Source organism: Arthrobacter liuii, from assembly GCF_014639275.1.
Classification (GTDB): Bacteria; Actinomycetota; Actinomycetes; order Actinomycetales; family Micrococcaceae; genus Arthrobacter; species Arthrobacter liuii.
The window spans coordinates 1-14,158 of the sequence record NZ_BMFW01000028.1; the positions used below are offsets into that span (position 1 = coordinate 1).

The following is a 14,158-nucleotide window of genomic DNA, read 5'->3' on the forward strand; positions in this document are numbered from 1 at the left end:
ACCAGCGTGTGGGTGTCGACGTTCTGCAGGGGCTCGGGCAAACCAGCGCGGGTGTCCCCAATGACAAGGGCTCCGGACAGGCCGGCGGAGATCTGGTTCTCCACATCCCCCGGGGTGAATGGCGCCGGGTTCGTGTTGCCCGGCGCGGCCATCCCCAGCATTCCCGTCGTGGCATGCCCGCCGTGCATTCCGTTCATGTCATTCTTCGGGCATTCGGTGGACATGGCGTGGCTGTGGTACCAGTAGGTGCCGTGCGGATGGTCAGCCGGGATAGCCAGCCTGTAGGTGAAGGTCGCCCCGGGAGGGATGCACAAGGAGAGGTTGTCAGAGTCCCCTGAAGGCGAAACGTGCAGACCGTGGAAATGAAGGTTTGTTGCCACTTTCAGACGATTATGCAAGGTAATGGACACCGTCTGTCCCGGCTCGGCATTAATCGTCGGCGCCGTGAAGGAGCCGTTGTAGGACTGCCCCCAAATCTGCTGGCCCGACAGTTCGAAACGCGTCTTGGACGCCTCCAGCGTCACTGCCAGATTGCCATCGAACCCGGCCCCGACCGACGGCGGGTCAACCAGCACCGCTCCGGTATCCATCCCCCGGGTTTGCGCTGCCGCCAGCTCCATATGCCCCGCAGCTGACGAGGTTTTGCTGAGCACCCCCACAAGGCCCAAGGTGGTCAGCATGCTCACGGCCAGGACCACAGCAGGAACGAGCATTCTTAGATTGGGCACGCATTCCCGGCATTCCCCGGAACGGACGCGTGAACGGAAGAAATACATCAAAACTCCTGGACAGGGCCGCCGCGGACCCGGACGGAACCACCACGAGATGCTAACAAAGGTTAGCCTGCCCTTACCAATTCTTCCTTACCGTTCATCCTCCCGTTACCTTGACAAACAGTGAGAGCCGCCCCCGGGCGGCTCTCACTGCGCCTTCAGCAAGCTTGTTGTAGCGCCCGCGATCGGCAGTTCACCATGATTTTCCCCGCCACGTCTCAATCCGCACCTTCGAAGCGATCGGCCACCGTGAGCGTGCGGCCTGAACCGGGACCCGCCCACATCATCTGGCAGGGCGTCGACTCCGCCTCCTTCATCTGGGACTTCAAAGACCGGATCTACCCCACCTGAACTAGGCCCCTGAGAAGCCTTCTTCCGCGCCCTCTCGGCCCCCTAAAATTACGACTTGCCGACCCTCCCAAACCAGCTTCGACGCCACCTTTAGCAACGAGGACAGTGTCAACCCCGGGGTTAGAGCCCCAAGAGCCGGGCCTCACCTTGCGGTTTGAAAACCTTACCTGCGATGTGTATTCACCCCCCCGACGTAACCGGGCACAACCGGTGCGCATCGGATAAGCCGCCGGTCTTGATCAAAACCTGCGCTGACGGCGTCCCGTCCTTGGGGACAGGCTCTTACCTTTGGGGCAGGACACTGCTGCAATGGGGGATGCAGTGCCCTGCACTGTCAGGGTCGGCGCTACGGCGCCACCGACCCTGGCTACAAAAATGTTGCACCCCGGCCCTGCAGGGACGTCAAGAACCGGACGGCGCTGCTGGTTGATCAACCTTTGCGCCTACTTTGATCAGCACTTCATCCTTACTGCTGCAAGGCCGCACACGGAAGGAAGGCCCGAGTCCACGGACCCAGGCCTTCCTTTCGTAATGGGCGGTTCAGACCCGCGACCTGCCACGGACAAAGTGGACAATCAGGACGATGACGGCGACCACCAGCAGGATGTGAATCAGACCGCCACCGATGTTGGCGAGCAAGCCGAGCAGCCAGAGTACGGCGATAATGACGGCTATCCAGAGCAACATGGTGATCTCCCTTGTTCGTCCGCGGCCGCTTTTCTTTAGCCGCTTTTTGTGTGATGTGTTCACCCTAGGCTCGAACAAGGGCGGATAGACGCAACACGGCGGCCACAACGAACTTATTTGCCACACCTTTGCCCCGGTTGGAAGCCGAGTTACAGGCAGCGTACGGCTTGAAGGTGCGCAAGCAAAACAAGGAACAAACGGAACAAGAAAATTCGGGTGAACCCTACCGTGGATTGTCCACTCCTACTGCTGGCAGGAGAGCTATTCAGCGGCTAAGACAGGGGTGGCTTTTGGACACCGGGATGGAGCCATGGAGGAATTCCCAAGCCAGGAACATGATCCCGGCGGCGGCTCAGGCCCCGCGACAAAAAGGCAGTTCGGGTCAAGACCTTCCGGCAGCCTGCCCACAGATGGCGTCCGCTCTGCCGTGACCCAGGGGTAGGTCACAGCGGGTGCTGCGGGCAAGCGGTGTCAACCACGACATGAGTGCGCCAACCGTCATCGGCTCGCCGCACGTCTTGATGTTCGCGGCGCAGCGCGTGCGCCTGGACAATCAAGCTTCCCGGACCAGAGCAGGTTCAAATTCTGCGAGCGTCCGCTCGGCGAGCCCGAAGGACAGGGTCATGCCTACCCCGGAGGTAACTGAAACGACCGTGAGACCCGGTTCCACTTCACGCACGAGGTAGGACCCGACGTCGGAGGACGCATAGATGCCTTGCCACCGCTGGATGACCTTGAGGTCGCGGCCTAGGATCACCGATTGTTCATCCAGGAGGAGCTTGCTGGTGTCCTCATCCAGGAACGGGATCGCGGTGGGTGAGTAGGCGTGCGAGTCGCCCACTATCAGCGTTCCATCGGGTCGCTGGGTACACATGACGTTCGCCGCGATGTCCAGCAGTTCAGGACGGGTTGCGAGGACCTCGTCGTGAAGGCGGGCTGCGGAGGGCATGTCCCTGAAGGCCGGGTAGCGGAGCATGGAGGTTGCCGTCAGGACAGCCGGAGCCAAGTCAAGGCCCTCCGGTGCCGCGGTAAGGGCCATCTGCAGAGAGCAGCGCCGGATCTGGTGCTCGGCCGCAAGCGCTGGCCATAGGTAGTCCACGTCGTGTCCCACGCAGATAATCGCCCTGAGGGCTCGCAGGATCCCTCGCGACGTGCGGACGGTGACCGCTCCGCCGTCGTGGCTTGCTTCAAAGCCGATTGCCGCGGTGTTCCACCGCACGCTCCCGTCCTCATGGGCGTGGGCCCACTCGGCCAGCTTGGCCACGGTAGTGCGCGGATCCACCCGGAGATCATCCCGTAGCCACGCACCGCCGCGGATGCCTGCAGCATTGGGCCGCCCCGTCCTGCGTGCGGTCTCGTCCGCGTCAAGAAGCACCACCTGCCCCGGCTCGCGCGAAGCCGAGAGTTCTTCGAGCACGGTGAGCTCGGTCGTCGTGCGTGCAATCACCACAGCCCCGGCCTCGCTGGCCCAAAAATTGGCCCGCGCCGCCATCGCCAGCCAGTGGCGGCGTGATGCCTGGGCTATGTCGTAGAGTTCGCCGGACTGGGCAGTGATGCATGCGTGGCCAAAGTTGCGCACGGAGGCGCCGACGGCCTCGTAGTCGCGGTCAATGACGATGACCCTAAGGCCGGAGACCAGTGCCAGGGAAGCGTGCGCTAGCCCGACGATTCCGGCACCAACCACCACTAAGTCAGCATCGAGCCGTGATTCTGGAGCGGAAGCAGGGAGGATCGCCTCTGGCGGCATCTGCGCGTTCATACCCTTGACATTCTGGCGTTACCGGCGCGGGATCAAGCCTGCGCTAATGCTGTTGGGCAAAGTTTGGACAGGATTTTCCTTGGAGTCACGCTGTTCATGGACTATTTGGGTCTTCGTAGCCTGTGCGCGGTCCCCATGTGACGCCCAACGAATAGCATCAGGTTGTGGGTGCCCGGCCCAAACCCGCCCGCGTCGAACGACGGGCCCAACAGACTATTCCGGATGGCCGGGCCAGTCCGGCCGGGTACTGTCGAGCGAAAGAAGACACCATGAGCATCACCCTTGTCGTCTGCGACATTGCCGGCACCACGGTTGATGAACACGGGTCCGTGTACCGGGCCCTTGCGGACGCCGTTGGCGAGGTCGCCGGAACACGCCCCAACGAGTCTCAGGTCCAGGATTGGATGGGCGCCGACAAGACAGAAGCCCTCGCTGGCCTTACCCGTGTTGTGGGCGGGGAACCGACAACTGAACTCGTCGAGCGCGGCGTCGATCACTTCAAATCTTTGCTGTCCCGCTACTATGCAGCCCGCCCGCCCGTCGCCCTCCCCGGCGTCGAGGAAACGCTCACCGACCTCCGGGGGCGCGGGATGAAGATCGCCCTCACGACGGGGTTCTCCCGTGACGTGGCCTGCCCGCTCCTGGCCAGCCTCGGCTGGGTTGTCGCGCCACTGGAGGAAACGGACGACGCCGGACCGGCCAGCCTCCTGCTCGACGCCGTTGTGTGCTCCGACGAAGTCGCGGCCGGCCGCCCCGCGCCATACATGATCCACCGTGCCATGGAACGCACGGGCGTCCAGGACGTCAGGCAGGTCCTCGCCGCGGGCGACACCGTCAACGATCTCCTCGCCGCGACCCGCGCCGGCGTGACCGCCGTCGGGGTCCTGACCGGCAAGCTGGGGCGCAAGGATCTCGCGGCCCACCCCCACGACCACATTGTCAGCGGCGTCCAGGACATCCCCGAATTACTCAGCTGACAACCCACCTCGGGGGCGCGTCACGGGGTGCTTGACACAGTTGCCGGGCGCTTGCCACGCGGCGCCGGGCACCCGTTTGTAAGAGTTCGATCTTTGTTAACGTTTCCCACCCAAATTCAGTACAAAAATTTCCCGCCCGCGGAACAAAGTTTGCGTGTACCCGACACATATCCCGGAAGGCACCCCCATGTCACTCGCCACTGCGAGCCGCGCCGTCAAGGCCTCGGCCATTGCGCTGACCGCGATCCTCGCCCTCAGCGCCTGCGCCACCTCTGCCGGAAACACGGCCACACCCGGGGCCGGCACGTTCGCCAAGGACTCCAGCACACTCATCATCGGCATGGTTCCCGACGAGAGCTCCGCAACCTCCACCTGGCAGCCCGTTGCCGACTACGTTGCCAAAGTGACGGGCAAAAAGGTTGAGGTCAAGGAATCCTCAAATTACGCCGCGCTGATCGAGGCCAGCGTCGCCGGCCAGGTGGACGTCGTCTCGTTCTCGGCCTTCACCTACCTCCAGGCCAAGGCCAAGGGCGCACAGTTCACACCGGTAGGCGCCACCGTGGACGCCAGTACGCACCAGCCCGGCTACTACTCAAACGCCATCGTTCCGGCCGCCTCGGATATCAAGGACCTTGCCGGGTTTAAAGGCAAAAAGGTTTGCTTCGTCAACGAAAACTCGACGTCCGGCTACCTGTTCCCGCAGTACCTTCTCCACAAGGCCGGCCTCACGAAGGGTGACTACACGCCCGTGTTTGCAGGCAAACACGATGTCTCGGCACAGAAGACTGCACAGGGCAAGGAGTGCGACGCGGGCTTTGCGCAGGAAATCACCGTCACCACCACCGGGCCGGCCGCTGGCCTGTTCAAGGCCGAAGACCTCAAAGTGGTTGATAAGGCCTTCGTTCCCGGTCCGCCCTTCTCAGTAGGCGACGCCCTCCCGGCCGACCTCAAGTCCCAGCTGAAGGAAAAGTTGTCCACCGTGACAACTGCTGACCTCAGGGCCGCCGGCATTACCACCTCGCCGGCATTTGAGAAGTTCTTCGGCGAAGGCTACAAGCCGGTTGACGACGCGTACTACAACAACCTGCGCGACCTCTGCAAGACGCTTCCCGACGTCAAAACCTGCGAAGGCGTCTGAACATGTCCAACGCTCATGCCGTCGAAATCGACGGACTTGTCAAGCTCTACGGCGGAACCCGCGCGCTCGACGGTGTGAGCCTCACGGTCGGGGAGGGCGAAATCGTTGTCCTCCTCGGCCTGTCGGGATCCGGCAAATCAACCCTTCTGCGCCACATCAACAAGCTCGATGTCCCCACCGAAGGCCACATCCGCGTCCTGGGCGAGGACGTCGCTTCGCTCCGCGGCAAGGGGCTGCGACACCTGCGCTCCCGCATCGGCGTCGTGTTCCAACAGTTCGAGCTCGTCGGCTCACTTTCGGTACTCGAAAATGTCCTCACCGGTACCCTTGCACGTCTCAGCGGACCTCGCTTGGGCACCTGGATGTACCCTAAGGAACTCCGTACCGCAGCGCTCGGCCACCTCGACCGCGTCGGCCTTGCCGGCCGCGAGCACCAGCGGTCCGACACACTATCAGGGGGCCAGCAGCAGCGCGTCGCGATCGCGCGGGCCCTGATGCAGTCCCCCGAGATCCTCCTTGCCGACGAGCCCGTAGCATCACTGGACCCCGAGTCCTCACAGCAGGTCATGGACCTCATCCGCGAGATCGGCCGGGAGCGGGGCCTCACGGTCCTTTGCAGTCTCCACCAGGTGGAGCTTGCGATGTCCTGGGGCGACCGCCTGGTTGGACTGCGCGCGGGCAAGGTGGTCCTGGACACGCCCGCCTCGGGCGTCGATAGAGATTCCGTCATGCAGATCTACAGCGCGGTCGCGCCCGGGGTGCCGGCCGAGCTGGCGGCGCTGGACGCAACCGTCCCGCATCTCCGGCAGGCGGTATCGTGACAACCCTCGCCACTCCCCAGGCCCAAGCCAAGATTCCACGGGTCGGTGGCGGACCTGGCCGTCGCCGGGCGGCCTCACTTACCATCGCGGGCGTGCTGGGTTTCTTCGCTGCCGCCGCGATCGTGGCGTTCGCGACGCTGGATTTTTCAGGCGTCCGATTTCAGAAAAGCATCACTTCTGCCCAACGCTTCTTCGCGCGCATGTTCCCCCTCGACTTCTCCGAGCCCGGGGAACTGCTCCGACTCACGGTCCTAACCCTCGCCATTGTCATCTGCGGGACCGTCCTGTCGGCCATCATCTCGGTACCTGTCGCCTACTGGGCGGCCCGAAACACCAGCCCGCACCCAAGCCTGCAGTGGGTCGGACGTGCCACTACCGTGCTGGCACGCGCATTTCCCGAACTCATCCTCATCATCATTCTGGCCACGATGTTCAGCCTCGGCTCTCTTCCCGGCATCTTGGCCATCGGCCTGCACTCGGTCGGCATGGTCGCCAAACTTTTTGCCGATGCGATTGAGCAGATCGACGAGGGCCCCCGAACCGCTATCCGTGCAGCCGGGGGGACAAAAATGCAGCAGTTCGTCTCCGGCATCCTCCCGCAGGTGACGCCCAGCTGGATCGCTACGATCCTGCACCGCAACGACATCAACCTGAGGGCATCGGCGATCCTCGGATACGTCGGCATGCCCGGGTTGGGCTACGAGCTCTCTGCAAGCATCCAGCGGCTCGATTACAAACGTGCTATGGCTGTTGCCCTGCTCCTGTTCCTGCTCTGTGCTGTCATGGAGATTATCTCGGTCTTTATACGCCGGATGGTCCTGAACAGCGGGCACACGGCATCGGCGACGCCCACCCCATGGGAACGTGCCCGCGGGGCCCTAATGGGCTGGACCGCGGTCGCGGTAATTGCCGCCTCTGCATGCATAGCCCAGCCCAACTGGAGCGACTTCCTCACCATTTGGGCTGTCCTGCCCGAGCGCATCGCATACTTCTTCCCGTTCTCCACCGGCGAATACACCTGGCCCCAGGCCTTCGCCATGCTGTGGGACACCACCGCGATCGCACTCGCAGGCACGCTGATCGGCGTCGTTTTCTCCAGCATCATCGGTTCCCTTGCAGCGCGGAACGTGGCAGCCAGCAGCCCCGCTCGCGCCGGTGCCCGACTCCTCCTGCTGATGGTGCGAGGCATCCCCGAACTAATTCTCGCCATTGTGCTGATCCTCGTGACAGGCCTTGGCGGCAGCGCTGCGGCACTCGCCCTGGGCATCGGCACAGTAGGCCTGCTCGGCAAGCTTCTGGCAGACTCGATCGAGGAAGTCGACCCCGGCCCCGAACGTGCGCTCAAAGCGGTCGGGGCTTCCCGGCCGCAGGTATACTTCTCATCCACCATGCCGCAGGCATCGCCCGCGTTCATCGGACATATGTTCTACGCCCTGGACACCAACGTCCGCGCGGCAACTGTCCTTGCCGTGGTCGGTGCCGGGGGCGTTGGCCAAGCGATGTTCAACGCCGCCCAGCTGAGCAAATACAACGTCGTGGCCACCTTCACGCTGCTGGTCATCGCCGTGGTGCTCAGCATCGAGGGACTGGCAGTGTTACTCCGCAAATTGCTCTCCTACTAGCGCGTATCTTCAGACCTCCAGGCCCGGGAAATTCTATGTGTGACGATCACCCTTCCGACACCAGTCGACGCGCTGCACTCGGTTTCCTTGGGGCATCCCTGGCGACTGCACTGGCTGCATGTTCGACCCCCGGAACCACGTCCGCGAAAGATCCGGCCTCGGGAGCCGTCAGGACTGAGTCGTCGGCTGGCCCTGACGGGCCGGCAACGAGTCAGGCAGCAAGCCCCGCAGGATCGACCAAGGGCCCCCGGGGCTCCTTCGTTCCGGACTATTCTTTGCCTCCCATCCAAGGTGGCCTTGCTCCGGTGATCACCAGGATCCCGACCAAACAGCCCGTTGTGTTCCTCACGATTGATGACGGAGCGGTGAAATCCCCGGATAGCGTCCGACTCCTCGCCGAAAACGACTTTCCTGCGAGTTTGTTCCTGACGAGCAACACGGTCCGGGACAACCCGGCGTTCTTCAAGGCCTTCATGGAACAAGGCAGCCGGATCGAAAACCATACCGTCAGCCATAACGTGAACATGACCACGCAGTGGGGCTACCAGCGGCAACTCGACGACATTATTGGGATGCAGGATTTCGCCATGCAACAGTACGGCCGCAAACCCGCCTTGTTCAGGCCCCCGGGAGGCGCCTACTCCACGACCATGCGGCAAGCAGTCGCAGCCGCCGGACTCAAAGCAGTTATCACCTGGGAAGCCAAGGCCAACGCCGGCCGCATGGACTACCAATACGGCAACACCCTAAGGCCCGGCGACATCGTCCTGATGCACTTCCGACCCGAATTCCCAGCCGATTTCGCCGCTTTCCGTGCAGCACAGGACGCTGCCGGCCTGCAAGTTGTGCTGCTGGAGGACTTCCTCGGCGTAGCGTGATGCTCCCGCGTAATCCGATGCGGCACTCCGTCGCCGTTGCGGTTATTTAGGTTCCGGTGGGCACGCGAGGGCTGGGACGGGGGCGATTCGAGGGCCAGCCGCATGCCGACTAAGCAAGCACTTCCATAACCGTGGTGACCATCCAGTCCCGGAACGCCTACTGGACTCCCGCTTGGGAAAGAGTTTTTTCGCGTCCCGGGATTGGGCCGGCCCAGAGACCCGGACACACCGGTGAGCCGACGGGCGGTAACGTCCGCTTTTTGTTCCATGGCGGTTCATTGTTCAGTTCCCGTTGCGTCATGTTGTGCCCGGAAGGTTGGAATCTTGGTGACCCGCCAAGGGCCGTTCAGGTCTACCTGAAGTTGGGAGTTACCTTGAAGACGATCCTCCAAGGCAAGACCGCGGCGGCATCCAGGACCGCGGCATCCCGGGGCACGTCCGGTCTGCGGTCACCGGTGGCGTATCTATTTATCCTCCCGGCCATGCTGATCTTTCTGGTCTTCACCATCGGGCCGACCATTTTCACCTTTGTCGTCAGCACTTTCAAGTGGAACTGGTTGAACCCCGACCAAAACAAATTCGTGGGCGTGGCCAATTACCAAATGCTGGTGGACGGCTCGCAGGATCCACCGTTTGCCGCCACGTTGCTAACCTCTGGCTACTTCGTTAGTGCCATGGTGGTGGGCGGAACGGCAATTTCACTGGGACTGGCCATGCTGCTACGCCAGGCAAGACGAATCAACGTTGCCGCCCGCACCGCCGTCTTCCTGGCCCACGTAACCCCACTGGTGGCAACATCCATTGTTTGGGTCTGGATTTTCAATCCACGTTTCGGCTTGGCCAATCTGGTCATGAGTTGGTTTGGGATCCCCAACATTGACTGGCTCGGCAACTCCCGCTTTGCCATGCCGGCGGTGATCATCTACTCACTGTGGCACGAAATCGGGTTCACCACCGTGATCTTCCTCGGCGGCCTGACCACCATATCGACTGAACTGTCCGAGGCGGCCCGCCTCGACGGATGCAACGCCTGGCAGGAATTTTGGAACGTCACGTTCCCGCAGCTTCGACCCGTCGCCATCTTCGTCATCGTGGTCTCCTCCGTGGCTTCTCTGCAGGCTTTCACGCAGTTCTTCATGATGACCGGAGGCGGCCCCGGGTTCGACACGGCAACGCTGGGCTTCCAGCTCTACCAGCAGGCATTCGTATTCAGAAAAACCGGCTACGCCGCCGCGCTGGCCGTAGTTCTCTTCAGCATCACGGTGGCGCTCTCAATCCTGCAGCTGCGAACGACCCGCTCCCTTGGCCGGACTGTCTGAGACGTTGCGGCAAAACCCCTGCTCTACCACTCACTTCACCATCACTTGTAGGAGAACAAAATGACGCAGAACACGAAACCTCTGTGCACGGGCGGCCGTGGCCGGCTCCTTGCCACCTCAATCTTTGTTGCCGCTGGGCTGACGCTCAGCGCCTGCGGCGCCAACACGAGTGCCGGCACGGGCACAGACAGCACTGTGCCAGCCGACACCGGGGCGCCTGCGACCGTCACCTTCATGGAGGCAATGTCATCAGGCGCACAGAAAACCGCACTGGCTAAGATGACCAAAGACTTCATGGACAAAAACCCGAACATCAAGGTCGAGTTACAGGACCAGCCCGACTACGGAACTCTGCAGACGAAAATCAACGCCCAGACGGCCGCGGGAACGCCCCCGTCGATCGCGCAGGTGTACGGAAGCTGGGCCGATGAATTCGCCACAAGCGAAGTCATCGTCCCGCTGGACGACTACGCGGCAAAAAGCGATCAATATCAGAGCTTCTTCGCTGGCATCAAGAAGGACATGAAACTCGCGGACGGCAAAACCTGGATGTGGCCGTTCAACAAATCCGTCGTAGTCCAGTACTACAACCCGGCCATGGTGCCGGCGGCGCCCAAGACCTGGGACGAGTTCGCCGCAACCGCGAAAACAGCCTCCACAGGCAACACTGTTGCCCTGTCGATCGACCCGGGCAGTTCCTCAGGACCTGCCGGTGGCACCGCATTGTTTGAAATCCTGGCCGAATCGATGGGCGAACCAGTCTTCGCCGCCGACGGGACACCACAGTTCACCAAGGACGGCGCGGCCAAGGCGATGGACTATCTGGTCCGAATGAAGAAAGAGGGGTCCTTGGTGCTGGGGACCAACTACCCCGGCCAGGCCGCACTGGGCGGTGGCACCGGGGCGTTTGATGTCTCCACCGTGGCCAGCTACCCATTCAACCTGAAGGCAGTAGGGGACAAGTTCAAACTCGGTGTCGCCGCTCTGCCCTCAGGCCCCAAAGGCCCGGCCAACCAGTTGGCCGGCACCAACATTGCCCTCTTCGCCAAGAGCTCGGACGCCGAAAAGGCCGCCGCATGGAAATATATGCAGTTTCTGACCTCGCCGGAGGAAATGGCCTACTGGTCCGCTACAACGGGCTATCTGCCGGTCAGCAAGGACGCCATGGACCAGCCGGCGTTCAAGGACTACGCCGCCAAGACTCCGTTCGTGACCGACGCCACCAACCAGCTTGACGCAGCCACTCCGCTCCCCCCGAAGTCCTGGGTCAACAAAGCCTCCGGTGCCCTGGCCCAAGCCATCCAGGCCGCCGTGAACGGATCATCAAGTTCACAGGATGCCCTGGCCGCAGCCCAGGACTCGGCCATGAAGGCCATGAAGGGTTCCCAGTAACGGCTGTGGAAACAAAAACGCCCACGATGACCCCAAGCACAAGAACGCAAACGAACGCCTCGGTAGGACGCGCGGGCTGGCGCCCCGGGCCACCGCGTATCAGCAGGGGACCAGCAGGGCGCACCCCTGGCCGCCACAACGGCCGGGTGGGGCGGCTGCTGCAGCCCGGTGCCGCCATCGCCGTGGGACTCATTTTCCTGGTTCCCATCTTTTGGATGCTGATCACCAGCGTCGCATCGGACGCGGACGTCTTCACGTTCCCGCCCAGACTCTGGCCGGCCTGGGACTTTTCCAACTATGCCAAGGCCTGGGGCAAGAGCCCGTGGCTGACGTACTTCGGAAACACGGTGCTGATCGCAGGCAGCGTCGTCCTGCTGGTCCTGATCACATCGCTGCTGGCAGGGTTCGCGTTCGCCCTCATGCGGTTCCGCGGCAAGGGGGTCCTCTTCTTGCTGGTAATGAGCGCCATGATGGTGCCCCAAACCGTGCTGCTCATACCGAACTTCATCATGGCCCAAAAGCTGGGATGGTACGACACCTATCTGATCCAAATCGTCCCCTGGGGCGCATCGGTATTCGGCATCTTCCTGCTCCGCCAGTTCTTCCTCACGCTGCCCAAGGAACTTTTCGAAGCAGCCGAAATGGATGGCGCCGGCCCGCTCCGGATGCTGTTCTCGGTCGCTGCGCCGCTTGCCGCGCCCAGCCTCGTTTTAGTGGCGCTGAACTCCTTCATGGGTTCCTGGAACGCGTTCGTCTGGCCCTACATCATGACCAAATCCGACGCTGTCCGGCCCATAGAAGTAGGACTTCAAGCCTTTTACGGGACAGAGGGAACCGACTGGACAGGGCTCTGCGCGGCAGTCTCCTTCACGACGCTGCCCATCATCGTGCTCTTTCTGTTCCTGCAAAAATACTTCGTCACCGGCGTTTACGGCACACAGGGCAGTGTCCGTGGCTGACGAACCACAACACGATCAACACCCACGAACGGGACCTGGCATGACAACGATTGAATTCTTTGGCGGGATCGGAGTGATCGGATCCTCCAAAATCATGGTCTCCACACCCACCGCGCGCGTGCTCCTGGACATGGGCCTGGACATCCCGTCCGACCAGGACCTGTTCCGCGCCCCGGTGCGTGAACGCCCCGGCTTCGAACTGCGCGACCGCCTCGCCGTCGGGTATGCACCCGCCATGCCCGGCATCTATGACCCCGCTCAACTGGACCCGGGCGCAACCCTGGCCTGGTCCGATGACCGGCTGACCGCCGTGTTCCTGTCCCACGCCCACCTGGACCACGACGGTGCCCTCGGCTTCCTCAGGCCCGACATCCCCGTCTATGCGCACCCCGACACCGTACTGCTCGAAGCGGCCATATTCGCCTCCGGGACGTCCGGGCCCGGCAGCCAGCCGGAATTGACCCCCATGACCGGGACGGTCGCCGTCGGGGACATCACCGTCGAAGCTGTCCCGGTGGACCACGACATCCCGGGCGCCTGCGGATTCCTGGTCACCACACCCGACGGGACACTGGCGTACACCGGCGATATAAATTTCCACCGCGACGGCGCCAAACGCAGCCGGGGCTTCGTGGACCGGGTCGCCGGCGTGGACATGCTGGTCACCGAAACAACCATGCTCTCCTTCGACATGCCAGCCGACGCCCCCGCCCTGGAACCCCGAAGCGAAGCAGAAATACTCGATCTGTCCGCAGAAGCCATGACGCGCGCACCCGGGCTGGCCCTGCTGAGTATGTACGTCCGTGATGTGGATCGCGCCAGACGCCTGATCGCCCACGCAACCGCCCACGGCCGTGTTCTGGTCTGGCCCGGGCAGTCAGCGGCGCTACTGCACCACTTCGGCGTCGAGGGCGTCACCACCTGGGACCGCTCCCGTCCACAGACGCCCGGTCACGCCCAAGCCGTGGTCCGTGCCGAAGCGGCCGTCCCTGGGACAATCCGGACCGTAAGCCTGGACGCCGTACGGGCCTGCCCGTCCTCGTACCTGATCCAACCCGACGTCTCAGACGTTCCCAGCCTCCTGGACCTGCCGCTGACCGCCCCGCATCGGCCGCCGGGAACATTCGTACCGTACATCCACGCCCAAGGCGAACCACTGGGACCCTTCATGGCCAACTGGCACACCTACCTGGAATGGCTCGACCGGCTCGACATCACCTTTGTCAGCATCGGCTCCACCGGCCACGCCACCGGCGAAGCGCTCCACAAAATGGTCACGGACATCCACCCCGGCGTCGTCGTGCCCATCCACGGATTCCGTCCCGAAGCCCTCCAAGTGGACGTTCCCAGGCTCCTCCCCGAATACGGCGCCTCCTACACCCTTAAAGGCCAGAGGATCCGCTAGACGTGGCACCGCCTGGCGGAACCCTGTGACGGACCGGCGGACCCCGCAGCCAGGCCGCCGCTCCCCACCCACACACT

General features: G+C 62.9%; 12 protein-coding genes and 1 pseudogene. 10 read left to right on the forward strand and 3 right to left on the reverse strand.

The features are described from left to right. Positions 1-713, reverse strand: a 713-nt coding sequence (locus tag IEW19_RS18820) for a multicopper oxidase domain-containing protein (protein WP_188573115.1), incomplete at its 3' end; no start/stop codon positions are given. 278 nt (positions 714-991) lie between these two features. Between IEW19_RS18820 and IEW19_RS24295 the strand changes: the two are divergent. After that, positions 992-1,115: pseudogene (locus tag IEW19_RS24295) on the forward strand (sugar phosphate isomerase/epimerase); the annotation flags it as partial. Between the two features lie 549 nt (positions 1,116-1,664). On the opposite strand, the gene IEW19_RS18825 reads toward IEW19_RS24295, so the two are convergent. Further along, entirely contained in the window at positions 1,665-1,811 is a 147-nt protein-coding gene (locus IEW19_RS18825) for a lmo0937 family membrane protein (RefSeq protein ID WP_188573116.1), read from the reverse strand. Positions 1,812-2,364: 553 nt separating this feature from the next. Then, complete coding sequence (locus tag IEW19_RS18830) at positions 2,365-3,570, reverse strand: TIGR03364 family FAD-dependent oxidoreductase (RefSeq protein WP_229748587.1); 1,206 nt, start codon at positions 3,568-3,570, stop codon at positions 2,365-2,367. A 269-nt stretch (positions 3,571-3,839) separates the two neighbouring features. Between IEW19_RS18830 and IEW19_RS18835 the strand changes: the two genes are divergently transcribed. The 9 genes from IEW19_RS18835 to IEW19_RS18875 all read left to right on the forward strand — a co-directional run bounded on the left by IEW19_RS18835 (position 3,840) and on the right by IEW19_RS18875 (position 14,081). Then, positions 3,840-4,547 carry a phosphonatase-like hydrolase gene (locus IEW19_RS18835; RefSeq protein WP_188573117.1) on the forward strand — a complete coding sequence of 236 codons (708 nt, stop codon included), beginning with the start codon at positions 3,840-3,842 and terminating at the stop codon, positions 4,545-4,547. Between the two features lie 187 nt (positions 4,548-4,734). Further along, complete coding sequence (locus IEW19_RS18840; protein ID WP_188573118.1) at positions 4,735-5,685, forward strand: phosphate/phosphite/phosphonate ABC transporter substrate-binding protein; 951 nt, start codon at positions 4,735-4,737, stop codon at positions 5,683-5,685. 2 nt (positions 5,686-5,687) lie between these two features. Continuing rightward, on the forward strand, positions 5,688-6,506 hold the full coding sequence (gene phnC / locus IEW19_RS18845) for a phosphonate ABC transporter ATP-binding protein (protein ID WP_188573119.1): 819 nt from the start codon (positions 5,688-5,690) through the stop codon (positions 6,504-6,506). Then, complete coding sequence (gene phnE / locus IEW19_RS18850; RefSeq protein ID WP_188573120.1) at positions 6,503-8,128, forward strand: phosphonate ABC transporter, permease protein PhnE; 1,626 nt, start codon at positions 6,503-6,505, stop codon at positions 8,126-8,128. Before phnC ends, phnE begins: the two co-directional genes overlap by 4 nt. A gap of 305 nt (positions 8,129-8,433) precedes the next feature. Beyond that, positions 8,434-9,006 (forward strand): polysaccharide deacetylase family protein, encoded by a 573-nt coding sequence (locus IEW19_RS18855; RefSeq protein ID WP_229748588.1) that lies wholly within the window; start codon positions 8,434-8,436, stop codon positions 9,004-9,006. A gap of 482 nt (positions 9,007-9,488) precedes the next feature. Beyond that, positions 9,489-10,325 (forward strand): carbohydrate ABC transporter permease, encoded by an 837-nt coding sequence (locus IEW19_RS18860; protein WP_188573122.1) that lies wholly within the window; start codon positions 9,489-9,491, stop codon positions 10,323-10,325. Between the two features lie 60 nt (positions 10,326-10,385). After that, on the forward strand, positions 10,386-11,717 hold the full coding sequence (locus IEW19_RS18865; RefSeq protein ID WP_188573123.1) for an ABC transporter substrate-binding protein: 1,332 nt from the start codon (positions 10,386-10,388) through the stop codon (positions 11,715-11,717). 146 nt (positions 11,718-11,863) lie between these two features. Next, positions 11,864-12,676, forward strand: a complete 813-nt coding sequence (locus tag IEW19_RS18870) for a carbohydrate ABC transporter permease (RefSeq protein ID WP_229748589.1) — start codon at positions 11,864-11,866, stop codon at positions 12,674-12,676. A 40-nt stretch (positions 12,677-12,716) separates the two neighbouring features. Next, positions 12,717-14,081 carry an MBL fold metallo-hydrolase gene (locus tag IEW19_RS18875; RefSeq protein ID WP_188573125.1) on the forward strand — a complete coding sequence of 455 codons (1,365 nt, stop codon included), beginning with the start codon at positions 12,717-12,719 and terminating at the stop codon, positions 14,079-14,081. The last annotated feature ends 77 nt before the right edge of the window (positions 14,082-14,158 follow it).